A 21226-nucleotide genomic window follows, 5' to 3' on the forward strand; every position below is an offset into this window, starting at 1 on the left:
CCCGGGGAGACATGACATGCGCGCACAAGTCGCCATTATCGGTGCGGGGCCTGCCGGGCTGCTGCTGGGCCACCTGCTGAAGGCCGAGGGCATCGACTGCGTGGTGGTGGAGCGGCAGACGCCCGATTATGTGCTGGGCCGTATCCGCGCCGGGGTGCTTGAGCAGATTACCGTGGGCCTGATGGGCCGGCTGGGGCTGGATGCGCGACTGAAGGCCGAGGGACTGGTGGAAGAAGGCTTCAACCTGGCCGATGGCGAACGCCTTATCCGCATCGACGTGGCGAACCTGACCGGCAAGACGGTGGTGGTCTATGGCCAGACCGAGATCACGCGCGACCTGATGGACGCCGCGCCTGGGCGCGGACTTCAGGTGATCTATGGCGCGGACGATGTGGCGCTGCACGATATCGAGAGCGAAGCGCCCTATGTCACCTTTACACAGGATGGGGTGGAGCAGCGCATCGACGCGCGCTTCATCGCCGGGTGCGACGGGTTCCACGGGCCGAGCCGCAAGGCCATTCCGGCCAGCGTGTCGCGCGAGTTCGAGCGGGTCTATCCCTTTGGCTGGCTGGGCATTCTGGCCGATGTGCCGCCCTGCAACCACGAGCTGATCTATGCCAACCACGAGCGCGGCTTTGCCCTGGCGAGCATGCGCAGCCACACGCGCAGCCGCTACTATGTGGACGTGCCGCTGACCGAGAAGGTGGAGGACTGGAGCGATGAGCGCATCTGGGACGAGCTTTCGGTGCGACTGGGACCCGAAGCGGCGGCGAACATCACGCGTGGGCCTTCGATCGAGAAGAGCATCGCCCCCTTGCGCAGCTATGTGTTCGAGCCGATGCGCCATGGCAGCCTGCTGCTGTGCGGCGATGCCGCGCATATCGTGCCGCCGACCGGTGCGAAGGGGCTGAACCTTGCGGCAAGCGACGTGCACTATGCGGCCGAGGCGCTGACGGCGTTCTTCCAGCGCAGCGACAACGATGCGGTGGCGGGCTATTCGGCCAAGGCATTGGCCCGGGTGTGGAAGAGCGAGCGGTTCAGCTGGTCCTTGACCAAGCTGATGCACCGCTTCCCCGACGACGGGCCGTTCGAACGCGCGATGCAGGTGGCGGAGCTGGACTATATCGCCAGCAGCACCGCGGCGCAGACGACCATTGCGGAGAATTATGTGGGACTGCCGGTTTAGGACCGGCCCACCGGCCGATCTGGCCAACCATTTCCACCCTGCCCCCCTCCCGCCTGCGGGAGGGGGGCTTTTTTTTGGAAGGTGATCGCCCATCCAATCAAGTGCATGCCTTCAGGGGGGGAGATCGACGTTTCACCCGAAAGGGCTGTAACATCGTCATAGGCCCGTCATAAATCCGCGACAGAACCCGTCGCGTTGGCAACGGCGGGATTTTCATGCAGCAGATCGACATCCTGGTAACCGGCACATTGCCGGGCGGGCATGACAGCTTCATCCATGATGACCTGCGCGTGGTTTTTCACGGGTGGGACGCGGGCGGGCCGCTGCCGCTGCTGGACGGCAAGCCCTGGGCCTTCATCGACTGGGTGCTGCCCGAGCTTTCAGGCCTTGAGCTGTGCCGCCGCTTGCGCTGCGACCCGCAGACCGAGGCAGCGCACGTGACGATGGTGCTGGAAGAGGACGAAGCCGAGGCCAAGCGCCGGGCTCTGCGCGCCGGGGCGGACGATTACATCATCGGCCCGGTGGACCGCGCCAAGGTGCTGGACCGTGTGCTTTCGGTGCAGTTGCCCGAGCGCGAGGCGCCGGGGCGTACGCTGAAGCTGGGCGAACTTGTGCTGGACCTTGCAGCGCTGCAGGCGCGATGGAAGGACCAGCCGATCACGCTGATGCCCAACGAATTCCGCCTTCTGCGCTACCTGATGGAAAAGCCGGGGCATGTGTTTTCGCGCGCGCAGCTGATCGCCGCGCTGGGCAAGCAGGAGCAGCCGATCGACGAGCGCACCGTGGACGCCTGGGTCAGCCGCCTGCGCCGCGCGCTGCGCGAAGTGGGCGCAGGCTATCCGCTGCGGACCGTCCGGTCGCTGGGGTATGTGATGGACCGGCCCTGAGGGAAGTGAGCCGGATGCCTCGACAAGCTCGGCATGATCGGGGTTGGGGTGAGGTCGGATAGGTGGAGCCCCCTCCCCGCTGCGACCAACGCCGCCTACGGCAGCGCAAGTCTCGCGCCCCTCCCCGCTGGGGAGGAGTTGGGGTGGGGGTTCCGGCTATCGCGTCAGAACTTGCCGCCGAGGCGCAGACCGAAGGTGCGGGGCTGCGTGGGGACGATGTAGGGACGTTGGTTGCATTGGCCGCATTGGGCGAAACGAGACAGCTGGCCACGCGCATCGAACAGGTTTTGCACGAAGAACTCCACCGAATAACGCTCCCAGTCAGACCCCAGGGCCAGATTGACCTGCGCGAACCCGGCAAGGCGGCCCAGCGCTTCTGCCGGGCTGTAGTTGCGGGCGGGATCGGCGACGTCGGCTGGCGAGGTCGCGTCGGCGAGGGCGGAACTGAACACGCGGTGGCGCAGGTCACTGAAGGCCGAGCTCTGGAACGTGGCGTTGACCTGTCCATAGACCTTCGCCGCGCCCATCGGGACAGTATAGCGCGCGGTGCCGCTGGCCTTGAAGCGCGGGGTTATGGGCAAGCGCGTGCCCTTTACAGCGGAAATGTAGTTGATCTGCCCGTCGACGCCCGGCGCGGTACAGGAGAAGGTGGGATCGTCATAGGCGCACAGGTTCTGCCGGGTTTTGGCGTCGGTATAGGCCGCCGCAAGGTTCACGGTGAGCGGCCCGCGGCCGATGCTGGCGTCCACATCGATGCCACGAATGCGGGCGTTGGGACCGTTGTGGATTTCGGTGAAGCTGTTGGCGCCCAGGTAGCTGAACTGAAAATTCTTCCAGTCCTGCTGATAGATCGCGCCGTTTAAGCGGACGAGCCCATCGAACAGCGTGGTCTTGAAGCCGAGTTCGTAGTTGGTCAGGTAATCCGGCTGGTAAGGCGGCACATCGGCCCGCCGGTTGATGCCGCCGGGACGGAAGCCGCGCGACCATGTGGCATAGAGCATCACATCACGGTTGGGCTTCCAAGTGGCATTGAGGCGCCAGGTGCCGCCATCGCCCTTGGCACGCACAGGCTTGAGCGCGCCATTTTCGAACACCGCGAGGTTGGTGCATGGGCTGCCGTCCACTGCGGCCGGAAGCAGCGTGGTATCGGCCTGCCCGGCCAGCTGGGCGGCGCGCAAGCGGGTGCCGGCGGTGGTGAAGCACCCTGCGACGCCGGTGCGGGTGGAATAGACCGCGTTCGGCGGGCCGGCATTGTCAGCCCCTTGGATGAACGCGGGATCACGCCCGAAGCCGAAGAAGCCGATGAGGGAGTTGTCATACTTGAAAAGGCGCCCGCCGCCGGTGATCGTGACGGTGGGGGTGACATCGTAGCTGACCTCGCCAAACGCGGCGTAGTCCTTGTCAATGCGATGCTGCTGGGTGAGCCAGAGCGTGCCGGGCAGGCCGTTGACCGACAGCAGCGGGGCAAGACCGGCAACTCGGTAATCCTGATGAATGTCGTTCGACTGGTACTGATAGAACGCCCCCGCCACGAGCCGCAGAGGTTGGTCAGACGGCGAGGCGATGCGCAGTTCCTGGCTGAACTTCTTGAAGTGATCGCTGCCGATCACCTTCTGCCGCGGATCGATGGTGTTGCCCGCCGCATCCTGGAAGTAGAAGTAGCCCGCATTGCCGCCGACCGAGGCATAGAGGGAGTCATAGGCTTCGGCATAGTCGGTATAGTCGCTGGACGAGAACGTCTTGCGGTCGAGATAGGCGCCAGCATAGGTCACATCCCAGTTGCCGACCTTGCCTTCGATAGTGAGCGCCGCCTGCACGAACTTGTCGCGGCGGAATTCCGGGAAGAAGTGTTCGACCTGGAGATCCCCAACCTTCGGATCATAGCCATAGGACCCGTGGCTGCGCGTATCCTGGTACATGAGCGTTGGGGTGACGGTCCAGTTTGCGTCGAGATCGACCTTCAACGCAGCGCGGCCGCCCCATATCTCGGTATCATTATAGTCCTTCTCCACGAAGGGCGCATTATTGACACAGATGCCGCCGGGCTTTGGCAGGAAGCACCGCGTGCCCGCGACGTTATCGATGAAGCCTGCGTCCTTCTGGTAAAAGCCGACGACCCGCAGCGCCGCCATCGATGACAATGGAGCGTTGACCATGGCCTCAAGCTTGCCGCCCTGGCCGCCATGTTCGACAGTGTTCACCTCGGCATCCACGCTGGCCTCGAAGCCCTTGGTGCTGGGCTTGTTGGTGATGATGCGGATCGTGCCGGCTTCTGACGAAGCGCCGTAAAGCGTACCCTGCGGGCCGGCGAGGCTTTCGATGCGGGCGATGTCATAGACATGCACGTCGAGATTGCCGCCGATGGTGGTGACGGGCTGTTCGTCGAGATACACGCCCACCGAGGGCAGCGAGCCAGAGTGATTGCCGTCACCGCCCGAAGCGACGCCGCGCATGTAGATCACGTTGGTTCCAGGCGTGCCCGATGACTGCGCAACCACGGACGGCAATTGCTGCGTGTAGTTGTTGAAGTTCGAGATGCCGAGTTGTTCAAGCTTCTGCGTCCCGAACGCCTGGATCGAGATCGGCACGTTCTGCAGGTTCTCGCTGCGCTTCTGTGCGGTGACGATGATGACGTTGGGATCTTCGGCCGGGGCGGCCTGCGCCGCATCCTGGGGCGCTTCCTGCGCGAGCGCCACGGACGGTGCTGCCAGCGCGGTTGTTGCAAGGAAGGCGAGCCGCGAAAGACGGTTGAGCCCCTTGTTCTTCATCATGTCCCTACCCCCGCTTGCAGTCTTTTATGGGCGAAGGGTGCTCCGTGATCACAGCAACGGTCAAGATGGATCGCGCCCCGGATTTCGTTCTGCGATCAAAGCGTTGCCGATTTACAACGATGTAAGGTACACAATCGAGCAACATTTGAGCGGATCAGCCCGCCTTTTCCGCTACGGAATCCGCGAATTTTCAGACATGAGCGAAAAAAGCTTCGTTTCCGCAAGTTTACCGCAGGCTATGCTTCGGATGGCGGGAAAACCGGTGCATCTGGCCAGGCAGCGAGCAGGTCTGCACCCAGCGCGGCCTTCAGCGGATCAAGGAAGGGTTCGAATGGCTTGAAAGCCTCGGTCCCTTCCCGGAAGATCGGGCGGCGAACCTGTTCGGAACTGGGGGTGCGCACCGCGCGGTCGTTCTGCCAGAAGGCGAGGCAGGCATCCTCGAACGGCAGGCCGCAATGGGCGAGAATTGCGCGCACTTCGGCCTCGGTGTCCTCCACCATGCGTTCGTAGATCACGCGATGAACGAGGCCCGGCTGCGCCGCATCGACATGGGCCATCAGCCGCACGTAGTCACGATAATAGGCCCCAAGGTCAGACAGCGAATAGGCGAAGCCCTGCCCGCGCGCAAAGTGTTGCTTGAAATTGGAGAAGCAGCACGAGAGCGGGTGGCGGCGCGCGTCGACGATCTTTGCATTGGGCAGGATCAGCCGGATAAACGGCACGTGCAGCCAGTTGTTGGGCATCTTGTCGATGAACAGGGGCCGCGCGGTGTGGCGCTGGATGCGGGTGCGGGCGAGGTATTTCTCGCCGAGATCAAGCACGGTTTCAGGCGAGAGATCTGCCAAAGCCTCGGGATAGCCTTCAATGCTGCGGGCGAGCTGGGTGATATCGGCGAGTTCGCTGGTGCCTTCGACCTGGCTGTGGCTCGACAGGATCTGTTCGACCAGCGTGGACCCGGCGCGCGGCATACCGAGGACGAAGATGGGGTCGGGCGCGGGGCACCCTGCCCCTTCGAACGCGGCGAAGAGCGCGGGCGTGGCGGCGGCGATGGTGCGGTCCACCTGCAGCGACGTATCCTGCGCGCGATAGGGCAGCCGCTTGTTGCGCAGGGCGTTGCCGGCGGCATAGTGGGCGAAGGCGGCGGGCGCTTGCCTGCGATCCTCAAACGCCTTGCCCAGCGCGAATTCGAGGTGCCAGCGGTCTTCCGCCGCAGCATCGGGTGCAGCGAGCGCGTTCTGCATGGCTGCGATGTCTTCGTCGGAGAAGGTCACCGTCTTGAGGTTGGCGAGGCTCCACCAGACTTCGCCGAGGCCCGGCTGGATTTCCAGCGCGCGGCGATAGGCGGCGATGCCGTCATCCAGGCGGCCCACGGTCTTGAGCATGTGGCCGTAACTCATCCACACCTTGGGCTGGTGGGGAATTTCCTTGAGCACCTGCGCATAGAGGGCCAGCGCCTCGTCAAATTCGCCGATGCGGCCATAGGCGGCGGCCTGGAGGTTGGCCACGCCGACGTTGTCGGGATCGTCGAGCGTGACGCGGGCGAGTTCCTCAAGCGCTTCGGCGGCGCGATTGGTCCGGTAGAGCACGAGCGCGAGGTTGGCCCGTGCGGCGGTGAACTGCGGGGCGAGTTCGATGGCGCGGCGCAGCAGGTTTTCCGCATCGTGATAGCGCCCGATGCGACCGGCAAGTTCAGCGAAAAGGCGGATGGCGCGGACATCGAAGGGATCGTCCTTCAACAACGCGCGCAACAGCGGTTCGGCAACGTGCAACTCGCCCTCGTTCATCGCCAGCGCGGCGCGGACGAGGCGGGGATCGTAGTGCGGTACGGTGGTGGTGACTGTGGCCATCACCGTCGCAAGAAACACGGTGACGGCGCGCGATCAAGCGTTAGTCTGCGTGGGCGACATGGATGGACACCACCTCCGTTCGTGTCGAACGAAGTCGAGACACTCGCGCCAAGTGTCTCGACTTCGCTCGACACGAACGGATGGGGGTGAAGCGGGGGGCTTTGGCGGTGAGCGAGACAGATATCCGACCGGCCCGCGGCCTCGGCTTCTGGATGACGCTGGCGCTGGTGGTGGGAAACCTGATCGGATCGGGGATCTACCTGCTGCCGGCCACGCTGGCACCGCTGGGGGCGAACCAGCTGATCGGGTGGCTGGTGACGATCGGCGGGGCGCTGTGCCTGGCGGTGGTGTTCGCGCGGCTGGGGGCGAAGCTGCCGCTGGCGGGCGGGCCCTATGCCTATGCCAACGCGGCGTTCGGGCCGCTGGCGGGGTTCGCCACGGCGTGGAGTTACTGGACGATGATCTGGGCCGGCAACGGTGCGATCGCGGTGGCAGTGGTGAGCAACTTGAGCCTGATAATGCCCCGCATCGGCAGCACGGCGGGGGCCCCTGCCCTGCTGGCGGTGGCCTGCGTATGGCTGCTGACCGCGGTGAACATCCGCGGCGTGCGCACGGCGGGCGAGGTTTCGCTGGTGACGAGCGCACTGAAGCTGATGCCGCTGGTGCTGCTGATAGGGCTGGCGATCTGGCTGCTGCTGAGCGGTGCGCCGCACGTGGCGCAGCCGCCGGTGCCGATTGCCGCAGGCGCGATCGCCAGCGCGGCGGGACTGACGTTCTGGGGCTTCCTCGGCCTCGAATCCGCGACCGTCCCGGCGGACAAGGTGGAGAACGCCCGCGCCGTGGTGCCGCGCGCCACGCTGATCGGCACGGTGCTGACGGGCGTGATCTATGTGGGGATCAGCTTGGCCTTCTTCGCCTATATGCCCACCGGGCGGGCGGCGGCATCGCCCGCGCCGGTGGCGGATTTCCTGGGCCAGCACTTCGGCGCCGGAGTGGCCAGCGTGGTGGCGGTGTTCGCCGCGATCAGCGCGTTCGGCACGCTGAACGGCTTCATCCTGCTGCAGGGCGAAGTGCCTTGGGCAATGGCGAAGGGCGGCGTGTTCCCGGCCTGGTTCGCCAAGGAGACGACGCGCGGCACGCCGGGGCGGGCGCACGTGGTCTCGTCGATCCTGCTGACCTGCGTGGCGGTGATGAACTATTCACGCGGGATGGGCGACCTGTTCCAGTTCATCGCCTCGGTCAGCCTGGCGGCGGGGATGCTGAGCTACCTGATGGTGATGCTGGCGGCGCTGAAGCTGCTGCCGGGCGAACGGATCGGCGCGGCGGTGGCGCTGGTCGGCGCGGCGTTCATCGTGTGGGCGGCGTGGGGCCTCGGCGCGAAGGCGCTGGGCTATGGCGCGCTTTTCGTGGTGGCGGGGGTGCCGGTTTACTGGGCGGTGCGGCGGGGGAAGAATGGCGGGGAGAAGGCATGAGGTGGAAAGGCCTTTTCCTCATTCCTCTTTTGGCAAGTTGCGATCCTACGCCGCACATTGGCTCAGACGACATATCCGCCATCTTGCGAATTGGCATCGAGACCGCTTCGGCCAAGCTCGGCCCTGATACATGCATCGTCACAGCGATTGGCAGGCGTTTCCCTCCGATTCCAGGCGAGGATAAGGAAGAGATCAAATGGCAAGAAGACGGAACCTTGCGATATCGCCTACTTCGCTTTGAGGCGCCGAAAGCCATTCCAGAAACTATAATAGCAAGGAAGAAAGTCACGCTCGAACTGTTCGGATGCTCGCGGACGATAGAATTCTTGCAGCCAGAAATGGTCGAAATTGATGACCAAGGTAGGCGCGGAGTTTCAGCGGAATTGTACCTTAACCACCTTTGCGGCCCCATCTGCGGCGAGCAGTACGTTATCGATTTCGCAAGGACCAAGGATGGCTGGTCAGCAAAACCTGACAGCTTCAGGCCTTCAGGCGTGTCGTTCTGATTATGACCCAGCGTTGGTGGAAGCGGCTGTGGCTGCGGTATCTGTTCTATTGCCGCCAGCACTGGATCATTGCGGCGTCGATCACGCTGTCAGTGCTGTGGGTGCTGGTGCAGGTGGGAATCCAGCTGTTGCCACTGATGGTGGAGTTCGTGTTTTCGGCGGTGGTTTCGCTGGTTTGACTGGCTTTTGCCGGCAAATGCTGCCTGGGCGGAGGAGCCCCCACCCCTCGATCCCCTCCCCTGAAGGGGAGGGGAAGCTGGGTCACCGCTTGCGGTGCAGCGCCTTCCACAGGATCGAGCGGTCGCGCAGGATTTCGTGGGCGGCGTTGTGGCCGGGGGCGCCGGTGACGCCGCCGCCGGGGTGGGTGCCGCTGCCGCACATGTAGAGGCCCTTGATCGGGGCGCGGTAATCGCCGTGACCCAGCACCGGGCGCGCGGCCCAGAGCTGGTCAAGCCCCATGGTACCGTGGAAGATATCGCCGCCGATCAGGCCGAACTTGCGTTCGAGATCGAGCGGGGAGTGGATCTGGCGGGCGATGACGCTGGCCTTGAAGTTGGGCGCGTGGTCATTGACCGTGTCGATGATCAGGTCGGCCACCTTCTCGCGGTGCTTGTCCCAATCGACCTTGGGATCGAACTGCTGGCAGAACAGGCTGGCGACGTGCTGCCCCGGAGGGGCGAGGCTGTCATCCACCGTGGAGGGGATCTTGATCTCGACAATCGGCTTCTTCGACCAGCCCTTCTGCTGGGCATCGATGAAGGCCTGGTCCATGTAGCCCATGCCGGGCGCGATGATGATGCCGGCGGTGTGGTGCTCTGCCTGTTCCTTGCCCGGCAGCACGGTGAAATCCGGTAGTTCGGACAGGGCGACGTTCATGCGGAAGGTGCCCGAGCCGGTCTTGTAGGTCTTCATCCGGCGGTTGAAGTCCTCGTCCAGATCGCTGGAATCGACGAGTTGGCGATAGAGCAGCGCGGGGCCGACGTTGGCGGCGATGATCGGGGCATAGAGCTCCTCGCCACCTTCGAGCTTCACGCCCTGTGCCTTGCCGTTGTTCACCAGCACTTTGGCGACGGGGGCTTCGAGGCTGATTTCCACACCGACGCTGGCGCAGGCCTTCGCCATGGCCTGGGTGATCGCGCCCATGCCGCCGACCGAGTGGCCCCATGCGCCCAGCTTGCCGTTCACTTCACCGAAGACGTGGTGAAGCAGGACATAGGCGCTGCCGGGAGTGGAGACGCCGGCGTAGTTGCCGACGACGGCGTCGAAGGCGAAGGCGGACTTGACGTGATCGTCCTCGAACCAGCCATCGAGGAAATCGCGCGCGGACTTGGTGAAGATATCGAGCAGGTCACGCTGCGTGGCGAGGTCCATCTTCGCCAGCGGCCAGCCCTGCATGGCGGCGTTCCTGAGCGCGGAAAGGCCGCCGCCGACGTTGGGCGGGGTCTGCAGCGCAATGTCACGCAGCACGTTGGCGACCTTTTCAAGCGCGGCGTCGTACTTCGGATAGGCTTCTGCGTCCTTTTTGGAGAAGCGGGCGAATTCCGCTTCGGTGCGCCCTGCCCCGCCGCCGAGCTTGAGGTAGGTATCGGGGAACGGGAAGAAGTTGCTGATGGTGCGTTCGATCACGCGGTAGCCGTGATCGTGCAGCTTCATGTCGGCGATGACCTTGGGCCGCAGCAGGCTGACCGTGTAGCTGGCGGTGGAATTGCGGAAGCCGGGGTGGAACTCCTCGGTCACCGCCGCGCCGCCGACGATGTGCCGCCGTTCCAGCACGCGAACCTTCATCCCGGCGCGGGCGAGATAGAAGGCGCAGGTCAGGCCATTGTGGCCGCCGCCGATGATGATCGCGTCGTAGCGGTTGGTCATTCGACTTCTTCCCTTTTTATCCAGAAGGTGGTGAGGCCCACCCCCGACCCCTCCCGCAAGCGGGAGGGGAGATTGCGTTGCGCCTTTCCTGCCCCCCTCCCGCTTGCGGGAGGGATTGGGGGTGGGCAATTCCTACTTCTTCGACCAGCCCGGCGGCGGCGCCTTGTGCAGACGGGCTTCGGGGGTGATCGCGCGGATCTTGCGGGCGAAGCTGCGCAGGCAGACTTCGCTGCGGCCGATGGGGCCGGCGCCATAGGTGCCGCTGGCCATGCCCTGCTGCACACGCTCGATCAGCCAGGTGTCTTCCTTGTTGACCACGCGGTTGATGCGCCAGTTGGCATAGCGGGCGAGTTTCATCTCGCGGCGCTCATCGGGCAAGGCATGGCCCATTTCCCGCAGCACGCAGGTGGTGGGGCCGGTGGGCAGCCACTGCATGAAATCGATCTGGTCGGCGTAGATGTCGAAGGCCATGTTGGGCCAGAGCTTGTAATAGAGCCAGCGCCGCTGCGCCGTGGGCGAGAGGTACGGAACCTGCGGCAGGTGCTTGATATAGAAGCTTTCCCAGAAGTTCGCGGTGGGGCCTTCGACGAGATCACCCTTCATCCGGTCTGCCCAGCCGTGGGCCGAGATCTCGTAGCTCTTCGCAAAGATGCGGGTGAGACCATCGTGCGAAACGGGAATGTGGAGGTTGTCGGAATAGTTGTCACCCACGTTCTTCCAGTTCACCGCGCGGTTGCGCAGGCGCACGTCGGAAATGCGGCGCATGTCCTCGAAGCGATAGGGGGCGACCTCCTCCTCGAACGGGGCCATCATCTCGGCGACCGAGGGGAAGCCCTTGTCCACCAGCCGGACGAAGACGAAGCCGCGCCAGATCTCGATATCGACCTTGGCGAGGCCGTTGTCCTCGAGCCGGAGGGCGGGATAGTCGCTCTTCATCGGCACGCCGGAAAGGCGGCCATCGGTTTCGAAAGCCCAGGCGTGATAGGGGCAGATCAGCTTTTTCGAGCAGCCCGACGGCCCTTCGACCAGCCGCATGGCGCGGTGGCGGCAGACGTTGGCGAAGGCGCGCACCTGCCGATCATCGCCGCGCACGACGATGACGCTCTCGCCGATGTAATCGAGCGTGCGCCAGTCGCCCGGATTGGGCACATCGCTTTCATGACAGACGATCTGCCATGAGGGGCGGATGATCTCCTCGACCTCGCGCGCGTAGTATTCAGGATCGGTGTAGAGCCAGCCAGGCAGGCTCCAGTCCGCATCGGGATCGTGCTCGTCCGCAGCCTCGTAGGCGGCGATCTGTTCGAAGGCGTTGGAGAGGTCTGCCATGGCGAATCCGGACTGCGCGATTGCTTGTTGAACGATCGTACAACAGCTGGCAGGATATGCAAGTGAGCACCCTGCCCCCTACCCTTGGCCCTTCCTTTCGCCGCGCAGAACCCGATGCGCGAAGGCTGAGCCTGATCGAGGCCTGCGCACGGGTGCTGGCCAAGGCGGGCGCGGCCGGGGCGAGTGTGCGTGCGATCGCGCAGGAAGCGGGCGTTTCGCCGGGATTGATCGGGCATTACTTCGGCGGGGTGGATGCCTTGGTGACCGAAACCTATGCCCACGTGGATGCGCAGGTGAGTGCGGCGCTGGATGCGGCGGTAGCGGCAGCGGGCGGCGATCCGTGCGCGCGGCTGGAGGCCTTCGTTACTGCGAGCTTTGCCCCGCCGATCGGCACCCGCGCGCTGCTGGCCACCTGGATCGCGTTCTGGAGCCTGGTGACCGCGCGGGGCGACATTGCGCGCCAGCACGATGAGCAATATGCCGGCTATCGCGCGCGGCTGGAGGCACTGCTGGCCGATTGCGGGGTGGCGGCCGATGCACTGCGGCTGGCGGCGATCTCCACGACCGCGCTGGTTGACGGCCTGTGGCTGGAACTGTGCCTGTCACCCGGATGCTTCACCGTGGCGGAAGCGGGCGCGATGGCCCGCCGCCACCTTGACGGAGTCATTTCGCCAGATCGGGCACCAGGCTGAGATAATAGGTCAGGCCGGGGCGGATGTTCGACAGGCGCACGCGTTCATTGAGGCCGTGGCTGAATTCCTCGTCATCACGGGTGAAGACGGGGCTGGCACCATAGCTGGGCACGCCGAGCGCGCGGAAATACATGGAGTCCGACGCGCCCGAGGACTGGCCGGGAATGACCACGACATCCTTGCCCCATGCGGCGCGGATCGCCTTGGTCGAGGCGGCGACGAAATCGGGCCGCATCGGCGAGGCGCCGGTTTCAAGCGAGCCTTCGGACACATCAGTCATCTTCACTTCGGGCTGGCCGATGACCTTTTCCAGCTCGGCCATGATCTCGGCCCGCTTGTGCCCCGGGAAGATGCGACAGTTGATGTTGGCGGTGGCGCGCTGCGGCAGGGCGTTGAGCGCGTGGCCAGCGTTGACCATGGTGGGCACGCAGGTAGTGCCGACTGCGCCGACATAGCTGGGGTTGGCGCGCAGGACGGCGAGAGCCGCAGCATCGTTGGGATTTGTGGCGAAGGCGCGCATGGCAGTGGCGGTGGCGGCATCGGGCGCGAAGGCGGCGGCCTGCTGGAAGAAGGCCTTGGTCAGAGCACTCTGTTCCGGCGCGAAGCGATAGGCGCCGACCTTTTCCAGTGCGGTAGCGAGTTGAACGATGGCGTTTGATGGGCGCGGGGCGGAGCTGTGGCCGCCGGGATTGGTCACCTCCAGCTTGAAATCGGCATAGGTTTTTTCGGCACCGCTCCAGCTCCAGGCAACCGGCTTGTTGGTGGCGCCATCGAACATGCCGCCGCCGCCATCCTCGTTGATCACCAGTTCGGCGTTCTTGAGCCGTTCGGCGACGATGCCGCTGGTCTTCATCGTGGTTTCCTCGTCACCCGAATACTCGAGTACGATGGTGCGCCGCGGCTTGAACCCCTGCTTGCGCAATTCGACCAGCGAGGCGAGCGCGATGGCGCCCGACAGCTTCATGTCGGTGGCGCCACGGCCAAAGAGCACGCCGTCTTCCACCACCGGGCCGAAGGGATCGCGCTGCCAGTCGGCGCGCTTGGCCTCGACCACGTCCATGTGGCCGGACAGGACCAGCGGCTTGAGCGAGGGATCGCTTCCGGGCCAAGTGGCGATGAAATAGGCGGTATCGTCAACCGGCACGATTTCGATATCCGAAGCCTTCCACCCGCCGGCGAGCAGCGCATCGCGATAGAGGTTGGCGACATCGATCGTGCGGTTGCCCTCGCCCCGAACCGAGCGGATGGCGATGGACTTGATCGACAGGTCCAGCACCTGTTTTTCGGCCTCGGCCGAGGCGCCCTTTACAGGGGCGGCAGTTGCCGACGGGCCGAGCAGCGTGGCGGCGAGCGCGAACGGTGCGGCAAAACGGATCGAACGGGTCATGGTGGATTGCGACTCCCTTTGCGGCCGCAAGGTGGCGGGGCCGGAAAGGGTGCGCAACAGCTTTTGTCACAATGGGAAAGGCCCCGGCTGCGGGGTGCAGCCGGGGCCTTTCGGGAACGACGGAGCGGACCTTCGTTCAGCGCTTGATCTTGCTGGTGTCGAACGTGCCGAGACCAGGCTTGAAGCTCTTTTCGTCAAGGAACTGGCGAGTGGCTTCCTTGCGGGCTTCCACGCCACCGAAGTTGTGCAGGGCTTCCTGCGCGCGGATCAGGTAATCCTCGGCGTTGTCATAGGTCATCTCGGTCATGCGGCGCACGGCCCACTTGGTGGCGCGCAGGGCATGGCCGTCCTTCTTGGCCAGCGCCTCGGCGATTTCGAGCACGCGGGCCTTGAGCCTGTCGGCGGGCACGGCCTCGGTCACCAGGCCCTGCTCCTCGGCCTGCTTGCCGGTGAGGTTTTCGCCCATCATGGCGTGGTACATCGCCTTGCGCAGCGGCATCAGGTCAGCCACCACCTTGGACGCGCCGCCGCCGGGGAGGATGCCCCAGTTGATCTCGGACAGGCCGAACTGCGCGTCGTCCGCCGCGATGGCGATGTCGCAGGCGAACAGCGGGCCATAACCGCCGCCGAAGCACCAGCCATTGACCATGGCGATGGTCGGCTTTTCATACCAACGCAGGCGTTCCCACCAGCTGTAGGCTTCACGCTGCGACTTGCGGATCATGCCAAGGCCCTGCGCCTCGGTTTCACGGAAGTATTCCTTGAGATCCATGCCGGCCGACCAGGCATCGCCTTCGCCAGTGAGCACGAGGACCTTCACATCGTCCCGGAATTCGAGATCGGCAATCACCTTGCCCATCTGGCGGTTAAGCTTGGGGCTCATACAATTGCGCTTCTCGGGGCGATTGAACTTCACCCAGGCGATGCCGTTTTCCACGGTGAAGGCGACGGTATCCTCTTCGGCGCGTTCAATCTTCTGCTGGTCGGTCATGGTTGGAGTCCTCTTGGGAAATCAGATCGGTAGGTGACTTAGATCGGGAAGTGGCCGGGCTGGGTTTCCATCGTAATCCAGCGCAGTTCGGTGAAGCTTTCGATGCCGGCCTTGCCACCAAAGCGTCCGTAGCCCGAAGCACCGACGCCACCGAAGGGCATCTGCGCCTCGTCATGCACGGTGGGGCCGTTGACGTGACAGATGCCGGACTTGATCTGGCGAGCCACACGCAAGCCGCGGGCGGTGTCACGCGTGAAGACGGCAGCGGACAGACCGTATTCGGTGTCGTTGGCAAGTTCGATGGCATGCGCCTCGTCGCGCGCGCGGATTACGGCGACGACGGGGCCGAAGCTTTCATCGCGGAACAGCTTCATCCCCGGCGTTACGCCGTCAACAACATGTGCGGGCATCAGCACGTTATGGGTGGTATCGCCGCCGGTAAGCAGGGTGGCACCCTGTGCAACGGCATCATCGATCAGGCTCTGGCAGTGAGCCACCGTCCTGGCATCGACCACCGCGCCCAGCGGGGTGCTGCCTTCGCGCGGATCGCCCACCGGCATTGCGGAGACCTTGGCCTTGAACCTGGTCGCGAAATCATCGGCCACGGAATCGACCACGATGATCCGCTCGGTGCTCATGCAGATCTGGCCCTGGTTCATGAAGGCGCCAAAGGCGGCTGCCTTCACCGCCTCATCAAGATCGGCGTCTTCAAGCACGATCAGCGGAGCCTTGCCGCCAAGCTCGAGCAGGCAGGGCTTGAGGTTCTGCGCCGCGCGGACCGCAATGATGCGGCCAACGGCGGTGGAGCCAGTGAAATTGATGCGCTTGACTTGCGGGGCGTCGATCAAAGCACCAACCACCTCGGGTGCATCGGCGGGAGCGTTGGTGACAACATTGACCACGCCTTCGGGGAAGCCGGCCTCGGCAAAGGCTTCGATGATCAGCGCGTGGGTGCGCGGGCACTGTTCGCTGGCCTTGAGGATAACCGCGTTGCCACAGGCAAGCGGCACGGCGATGGCGCGCACGCCAAGAATGATCGGCGCATTCCACGGCGCGATCCCGAGGATGACGCCAACCGGCTCGCGCAGTGCCATGGCAACGCAGCCTGGCTTGTCGGAGGGGATGACTTCACCGGAGATCTGCGTGGTCAGCGCAGCGGCTTCACGCACCATGCTGGCGGCGAGGCCAAGGTTGAACAGCGCCCAGCCCTTTGTCGCGCCGATCTCACCCATCATCGCCTCGACAAAGGCGTCGGCGCGGGATTCGAGCGCGGCAGCAGCTTTCATCAGCACGGCGCGGCGGGCGTTTGGCCCCAGCGCGGCCCAGGCGGGGAATGCGGCTGCTGCACGGGCAGCTACGGCGGGCATGTCGGCCGCCTGCATGGCGGGCGCACTGGACGCGACGGCGCCAGTCATCGGATTGATGCGTTCGAAGATCATGCGACTCTCCCTTACTGTTATGGCTTATAGCAATTCAGGGCAGGCGATGCAATCTGCATTCTCTCGCAGCCCGGATCGCGCAGGCCGATCCGGCTCGAAGTTGCAAGCCCCGCAAGAGGAACCATCGTTCGAATCTGCCGCCATTGCGGCCAAGCTGATGTAAAAACTGACGAAAGCCTTTTACTCCCGAGGCCGACATGCAAGCCGATCACAAATATGATCACCAGAGACTTGCGAAAACTGCAACCGTGATTTCCTCTTTCGCACTTGCAGGGAATCGGTTGGCGGGCCATGTGGAGCAGGCCTTTCAGGCATCCTCTCCCAAACTTTCAAAGGCCGCACGGCAACGTGCGGCCCTTTTTTTTTGGCCTGCTCAGACGAGGTTTGCGCGCGGTGCGGGGAAGGTGCGGCGCAGCGTAGGCAGTGCGACTTCCGCCGCGATCAACAGATCATGTGGATGCCCGCCCGCCAAGGCGCGCACAGCGGCATGTCCGACGTTACAGAACCCTTGCGGCTGAACGGCTTGCGGGTGTATTTTCAGGTGCGGCCTGCACCTGTGCAAGGCCGTCACCACGCGGCTGCCGCCCCACCCTGGAGAGCGGCATTCCCGCGGGCGCTGCAGCGCCGGACCTTTGCCACGTCGTTTCCCAATGGCAGGGTCCGGCGCTGCTTCGCGCCGATAGGGATCAGGCGGCCGAGGCGCGCTGGTGCAGGCGGGTGATCGCGTCGATCGAGGAAAGCAGCGCGCCTTCCTGCCAGCAGCCGTAGTAGGAGCAGTGTTCGCCGGCGAGGACGATACGGCCCTCCATGGCGACGAGGTCCTGATAGTGCGCAGCGCGGCTCTCCTCGGTCCAGGTGGCGCAGCAGCCGAGGATCCACGGCATGCGGTTCCACGCCACCGAGGCGCCCGAGAGGAACTCCGCCTTGTATTCGGCCGGGTGGAACACCGAGCCTTGCTCAAGCGCGGCCTGGATGCGCTTTTCGGGCGTCATGCCCGCGAGCATGTAGGCCCCGACGCCGAAGGGATAGGCGCCGAGCAGGACCGCAGGACCATCGGAGAAGCAGCCCGCGCTGGGATAGGAGATCAGCGAGATCGCCTGGTCGGTGAACGAGATGCCGCCATAGATGGCATGGTCGGTCTCCCAGAAGCGGCGCTTCATTTCGAGCCCGATCTTGACCGAGTTGCCATAGGGCAGCGCGCGCACGGCGGCCTTCTTCTTGTCGGAAACCTGGAAATCGATCTGGTTGAGCACCGGCGCGGGAATGGTGCAGACCATCCAGTCGGCCTTGGTCTCACCAGTGGCGCCAGTCTTGGTGTCGGTCCACGCGGCGGTGACGCCCTTGTCGTCCTGCGCGATCTTCGTCACGCGGGTGTTGAAGCGGATCATCTTGCCGACGCGGGCCTGGAAGGCCTTGCCGATGTGATCCATGCCGCCCTTGGGCTGGAACATCGTGGTCTGCATCACGTGTTCGGCATAGAAGCCGAGCGTCTGCCAGATGCCGGAATCGAGCGTTTCGCTGAGGCTGAAGGGATCGTTGGCGATTGGCGCGCCGTTGACGCCGCCGCCCGGCGGACGTTCCCAGCCACGCTGTTCGCCAAGCTTGTCGCTCTTGGTATACTTCATGTCCTTGTCGAGCACGCCCCAGTCGCGCATCGCTTCGAGCAGGCGGGCCTTGTCCTCCGCAGTCACGCTGGTGTCGAGCGCGCCGGTGTTGAGCGACTTGGCGAGAAGCTCGGAAACATGGCCCTTCCAGTCGACCATCAGGTCGCGATAGGGCTGCGGCTTGCCGCCGAAGGCCTTCTTGTGATGGACCAGCGCATTGTGGTTGATCTGCAGGAACGGTTCGAGCGTGACGCCCAGTTCCTTGCAGTAATGCAGCACGGTGCGGTGGTGGTAGGGGATGCGCCACGGCCCCGGATTGAGATAGTTGCCCGGAGCGAACGTGACTTTCTGGGTGGAGCCGAGTTCCGTGATCGTATCGCCACCGCGCACGGTGTAGTTGCGACCACCGGCGCGACCCTGGAATTCCAGGATCTGCACCTTGTAGCCCGCCTTGGTCAGTTCATAGGCGGCGAGCATGCCGGCCAGCCCTGCGCCCAGCACCAGCACGGTGGCGCCCGGCTTTGCGCCCGAAAGCTTGGGCGGTCCCATGAACTGGCTGTCCTTTGCGTGGCCCAGCACGGTCATCGCCTGATAGAGGGCGGCAGCGCCGCCCGCCTTGCCGATCATGGTCAGGAGATCGCGGCGGGTGGGCGGCGTGAAATTGTCGAACATGGAAACCCCCTCGTGGTCGGGTCGGGAAGAAAGGAACGCGCGTAATCAGTGGCCCGTCAATGGCCGCAGGTGTTGCATTCGGGCACCGGCGGATTTGCGGTGCCAATGCGTTCGATGTCAGCCACGGTCACCGGATCGTGGTAATCGTTGAAGTGGCCGCGGACGTAGGTGATGACCGACGCGATCTGCTGCTTGGTGAGCATGTCGGTAAACCACGGCATCCCGCCGCGCCCCTTCAGCAGGATGATGATCGCATAGTCCTTGTTGGCAAGGTTGGTGTTGCCGGCGAGCGCGGGAATGCGCGCGCCGTCCTCACCACCGCCCTTGGCGTCGGCCATGTGGCAGGCTTGGCAGATCTGCTCGTAAAGCTCCTTGCCCTCGTCAGCCGGGGCGACGACGCCGCCGGGACCGGGGCGGTCCTGTGCAAAGCCCGGAACGGCAAACATGGCCGCACCTGCGAGCGAGAGCGCGGAAACCGCCAGTGTTGCTACCCGAATTGCCTTGTTCATATCGTACTCGTCGGTTTGAGGCCTTCAATCGCGCCAGCCGGACAGATCCGGCCCCAGCCCTTGCGCGAGCGGCTGGAGGAACGGTTCGAACTGGCGCCAGTGATCGAGGCCGGAGCGGTAGATCGGCTGGCGCACCTGTTCGGAGCTGACCGTGCGCACGGCGCGATCATTCTCGAAGAAACGCAGCGTGGCGGGATCGAACGGCACGCCAACCGCATCAAGCAGCGCGCGCACCTGCGCCTCGGTGCTTTCGACAAGGTCTTCATAGACCAGCGTGTGCACCGCGCCGGGCTGCGTGGCGTGGAAGTGACGGACGATAGCCAGATAGTGCCGGTAATAGGCGGCAAGGTCATCGAGGCTGTAGGAGAATTCCTGCCCTTCGGCGAAGAGCTGCTTGAAGCCCGAGAAGCACGCCGCCATCGGATGCCGCCGCACATCCACGATCCGCGCGTTCGGCAGGATCATGCGAATAAGGCCGATGTAGCGAAAATTGTTGGGCATCTTGTCGATGAATTTCGCGCGGCCGAGGCGGCGGTGGACCTGCGCCAGCGCGAGATATTCCTCGCCCCAGCCGCGTAGTTCCGCTGGGGTTGCCGCCGCCAGCCGCTCCGCTCCGCCTTCCAGCTCGATCCGCGAGGCGATCGAGGCGATATATGGCAGTTCCATTGTGCCTTCGATCTGCGGATGGCTGGCAAGGATCTGTTCGACAAGCGTTGAGCCCGAGCGCGGCAGGCCGACGACGAAGATCGGTGCATCGCTGTCAACACCACTGCCCTGCCGCGCGGCGAGGAATTCGGGCGTGTAAAGATCGAGTGTGCGCGTAGCCTCAGCCGCAAAGTCGCGCCCTTCCCCGCCAAAGTGGCGGCGGGCCAGTGCCGCGCCGGTGGCATAGTGGGTAAAGGCCTCTTGCACATTGCCGGCGTCTTCGAGCCGACGGGCAAGCGCATAGGACAGGCGCATGCGGTCATCGTCAGGCAGGCGACCGTCCAGCAGGCGACGCATCTCGGCCTCGTCGGCATCGGTGAGCACGCCGATCTTGAGATTGGCGAGGCCCCACCACGGCTCGCCCGCCTGCGGGCTGAGCGCGGTGGCGCGGCGATAGGCGGCAATGGCGATATCGCGCTTGCCCGCGGTGCGCGCGGCATGGCCGTGGTTGACCGCGACGCGGGCATTGGCGGGAAAGGCCTCGGCCAGTTCGGCATGGATCGCCTCTGCCCCCGCGTCATCGCCCAGCAGGCCCAGGCAGGCGGCCTGCAGGTTGCGCCAGGCGAAGTTGGCGGGATCGGCGGCAAGCAGCGGCTGCAATTCCGCTATCGCCTTGCCCGCCTGTCGCCCGGCGTAGAGCGCGTGGGCAAGATCGAAGCGGATGCGCGTGCTGTCCGGCGCCAGCGTCAGCGCGTGGCGCAGCAGGGTTTCCGCCGAAGCGGTGGAACGGCGGGCAACGTGGCACGCGGCCATCAGGCGAAAGCCTTCGGCATGGCGCGGATTGGCGGTGCAGAAGCGCTGCAGCATGGGCTCTGCTTCGGTATGGCGGCCCAGCACGACGAGTTCGGCGGCGCGGCCGAGATCGGGATGGCCCGCGTCGATGCGCGCCAGTGCGGCCTGCGCGCGCAGCTCACGCGGTGCATCTCCGGCAACGAAGGCGCGGTCTTCAATGGCGCGCCAGGATTCGGCATGGTTGGGATCGAGCCGCACCGCTTCATCTAGCTGGCGGTCCCCTTCCCCGCCGCGGCCGATGGCGCACAGGCAGAGCCCTAGTTCGAAGCGGGTGCGAGCCGCATTGGGATAGGCGCGGGCGAGATCGTTGAGGATGGGGAGCGCGTCCGACGGGCGGCCGAGGCGGCGCAGCGCGGAAGCGAGGATCAGGCGTGGCCGGGGGTCGGACGGCGCGCGGGCGACGATACCCCGGGCGATCCGCTCGGCACTTGCAGGGTCCTTCGCCAAGGCGGCGGCGGCCTGTTCGAGCGGGTCCTGCGTCACGATCGGCATCTGCTTTTCAAAACCGCGTTCTTGTTATCTGTACAACACTTCAGGGAGGTTGTCCCGGTCGCCGTGGGAGATCGGCGACCGG

General features: G+C 64.8%; 16 protein-coding genes. 6 read left to right on the forward strand and 10 right to left on the reverse strand.

The features are described 5' to 3' along the window. Window positions 1-16: 16 nt before the first annotated feature. Both pobA and POM99_RS04290 read left to right on the forward strand, forming a co-directional pair. Window positions 17-1186: a 4-hydroxybenzoate 3-monooxygenase gene (gene pobA, locus POM99_RS04285; protein ID WP_277275568.1), complete on the forward strand. Its 1170-nt coding sequence runs from the start codon at window positions 17-19 to the stop codon at window positions 1184-1186. Between the two features lie 215 nt (window positions 1187-1401). Beyond that, on the forward strand, window positions 1402-2073 hold the full coding sequence (locus tag POM99_RS04290; protein WP_277275569.1) for a response regulator transcription factor: 672 nt from the start codon (window positions 1402-1404) through the stop codon (window positions 2071-2073). A gap of 164 nt (window positions 2074-2237) precedes the next feature. Here the strand turns inward: POM99_RS04290 and POM99_RS04295 are convergent, their stop codons facing one another. Next, window positions 2238-4844 carry a TonB-dependent receptor gene (locus POM99_RS04295; protein WP_313792110.1) on the reverse strand — a complete coding sequence of 869 codons (2607 nt, stop codon included), beginning with the start codon at window positions 4842-4844 and terminating at the stop codon, window positions 2238-2240. Window positions 4845-5080: 236 nt separating this feature from the next. Then, on the reverse strand, window positions 5081-6691 hold the full coding sequence (locus POM99_RS04300; protein WP_277275570.1) for a tetratricopeptide repeat-containing sulfotransferase family protein: 1611 nt from the start codon (window positions 6689-6691) through the stop codon (window positions 5081-5083). Between the two features lie 167 nt (window positions 6692-6858). Between POM99_RS04300 and POM99_RS04305 the strand changes: the two genes are divergently transcribed. Genes POM99_RS04305 through POM99_RS04315 form a run of 3 tightly spaced genes read left to right on the forward strand, consistent with a single transcriptional unit; the run spans window position 6859 to window position 8848 of the window. Beyond that, window positions 6859-8163, forward strand: a complete 1305-nt coding sequence (locus POM99_RS04305; protein WP_277275571.1) for an amino acid permease — start codon at window positions 6859-6861, stop codon at window positions 8161-8163. Next, complete coding sequence (locus tag POM99_RS04310; RefSeq protein ID WP_277275572.1) at window positions 8160-8669, forward strand: hypothetical protein; 510 nt, start codon at window positions 8160-8162, stop codon at window positions 8667-8669. Before POM99_RS04305 ends, POM99_RS04310 begins: the two co-directional genes overlap by 4 nt. 2 nt (window positions 8670-8671) lie before the next feature. Then, the gene (locus POM99_RS04315; RefSeq protein WP_277275573.1) at window positions 8672-8848 is read left to right on the forward strand and encodes a hypothetical protein; all 177 of its coding nucleotides are present in this window, start codon (window positions 8672-8674) and stop codon (window positions 8846-8848) included. Window positions 8849-8930: 82 nt separating this feature from the next. On the opposite strand, the gene POM99_RS04320 is transcribed toward POM99_RS04315, so the two are convergent. Together POM99_RS04320 and POM99_RS04325 are read right to left on the reverse strand one after the other, a co-directional pair. Then, window positions 8931-10535 (reverse strand): phytoene desaturase family protein, encoded by a 1605-nt coding sequence (locus POM99_RS04320; protein ID WP_277275574.1) that lies wholly within the window; start codon window positions 10533-10535, stop codon window positions 8931-8933. 132 nt (window positions 10536-10667) lie between these two features. Continuing rightward, window positions 10668-11861 (reverse strand): aromatic ring-hydroxylating oxygenase subunit alpha, encoded by a 1194-nt coding sequence (locus tag POM99_RS04325; RefSeq protein WP_277275575.1) that lies wholly within the window; start codon window positions 11859-11861, stop codon window positions 10668-10670. A gap of 62 nt (window positions 11862-11923) precedes the next feature. On the opposite strand from POM99_RS04325, the gene POM99_RS04330 reads away from it, so the two are divergent. Further along, window positions 11924-12553, forward strand: a complete 630-nt coding sequence (locus POM99_RS04330; RefSeq protein WP_277275576.1) for a TetR family transcriptional regulator C-terminal domain-containing protein — start codon at window positions 11924-11926, stop codon at window positions 12551-12553. Here POM99_RS04330 and POM99_RS04335 read toward each other — a convergent pair. The 6 genes from POM99_RS04335 to POM99_RS04360 all read right to left on the reverse strand — a co-directional run bounded on the left by POM99_RS04335 (window position 12525) and on the right by POM99_RS04360 (window position 21144). Further along, entirely contained in the window at window positions 12525-13940 is a 1416-nt protein-coding gene (locus tag POM99_RS04335) for a M20/M25/M40 family metallo-hydrolase (protein ID WP_277275577.1), read from the reverse strand. The genes POM99_RS04330 and POM99_RS04335 overlap by 29 nt on opposite strands. Window positions 13941-14076: 136 nt before the next feature. Further along, window positions 14077-14931: a p-hydroxycinnamoyl CoA hydratase/lyase gene (locus POM99_RS04340; protein ID WP_277275578.1), complete on the reverse strand. Its 855-nt coding sequence runs from the start codon at window positions 14929-14931 to the stop codon at window positions 14077-14079. Window positions 14932-14969: 38 nt separating this feature from the next. Further along, entirely contained in the window at window positions 14970-16370 is a 1401-nt protein-coding gene (locus POM99_RS04345; RefSeq protein WP_277275579.1) for an aldehyde dehydrogenase, read from the reverse strand. A gap of 686 nt (window positions 16371-17056) precedes the next feature. Continuing rightward, window positions 17057-18646 (reverse strand): flavin monoamine oxidase family protein, encoded by a 1590-nt coding sequence (locus POM99_RS04350; protein ID WP_277275580.1) that lies wholly within the window; start codon window positions 18644-18646, stop codon window positions 17057-17059. 56 nt (window positions 18647-18702) lie between these two features. Then, window positions 18703-19155 (reverse strand): c-type cytochrome, encoded by a 453-nt coding sequence (locus POM99_RS04355; protein WP_277275581.1) that lies wholly within the window; start codon window positions 19153-19155, stop codon window positions 18703-18705. 24 nt (window positions 19156-19179) lie between these two features. Continuing rightward, the gene (locus POM99_RS04360) at window positions 19180-21144 is read right to left on the reverse strand and encodes a tetratricopeptide repeat-containing sulfotransferase family protein (RefSeq protein WP_277275582.1); all 1965 of its coding nucleotides are present in this window, start codon (window positions 21142-21144) and stop codon (window positions 19180-19182) included. Between the last annotated feature and the right edge of the window lie 82 nt (window positions 21145-21226).

This window comes from Novosphingobium cyanobacteriorum (assembly GCF_029436685.1).
GTDB classification, from domain to species: domain Bacteria; phylum Pseudomonadota; class Alphaproteobacteria; order Sphingomonadales; family Sphingomonadaceae; genus Novosphingobium; species Novosphingobium cyanobacteriorum.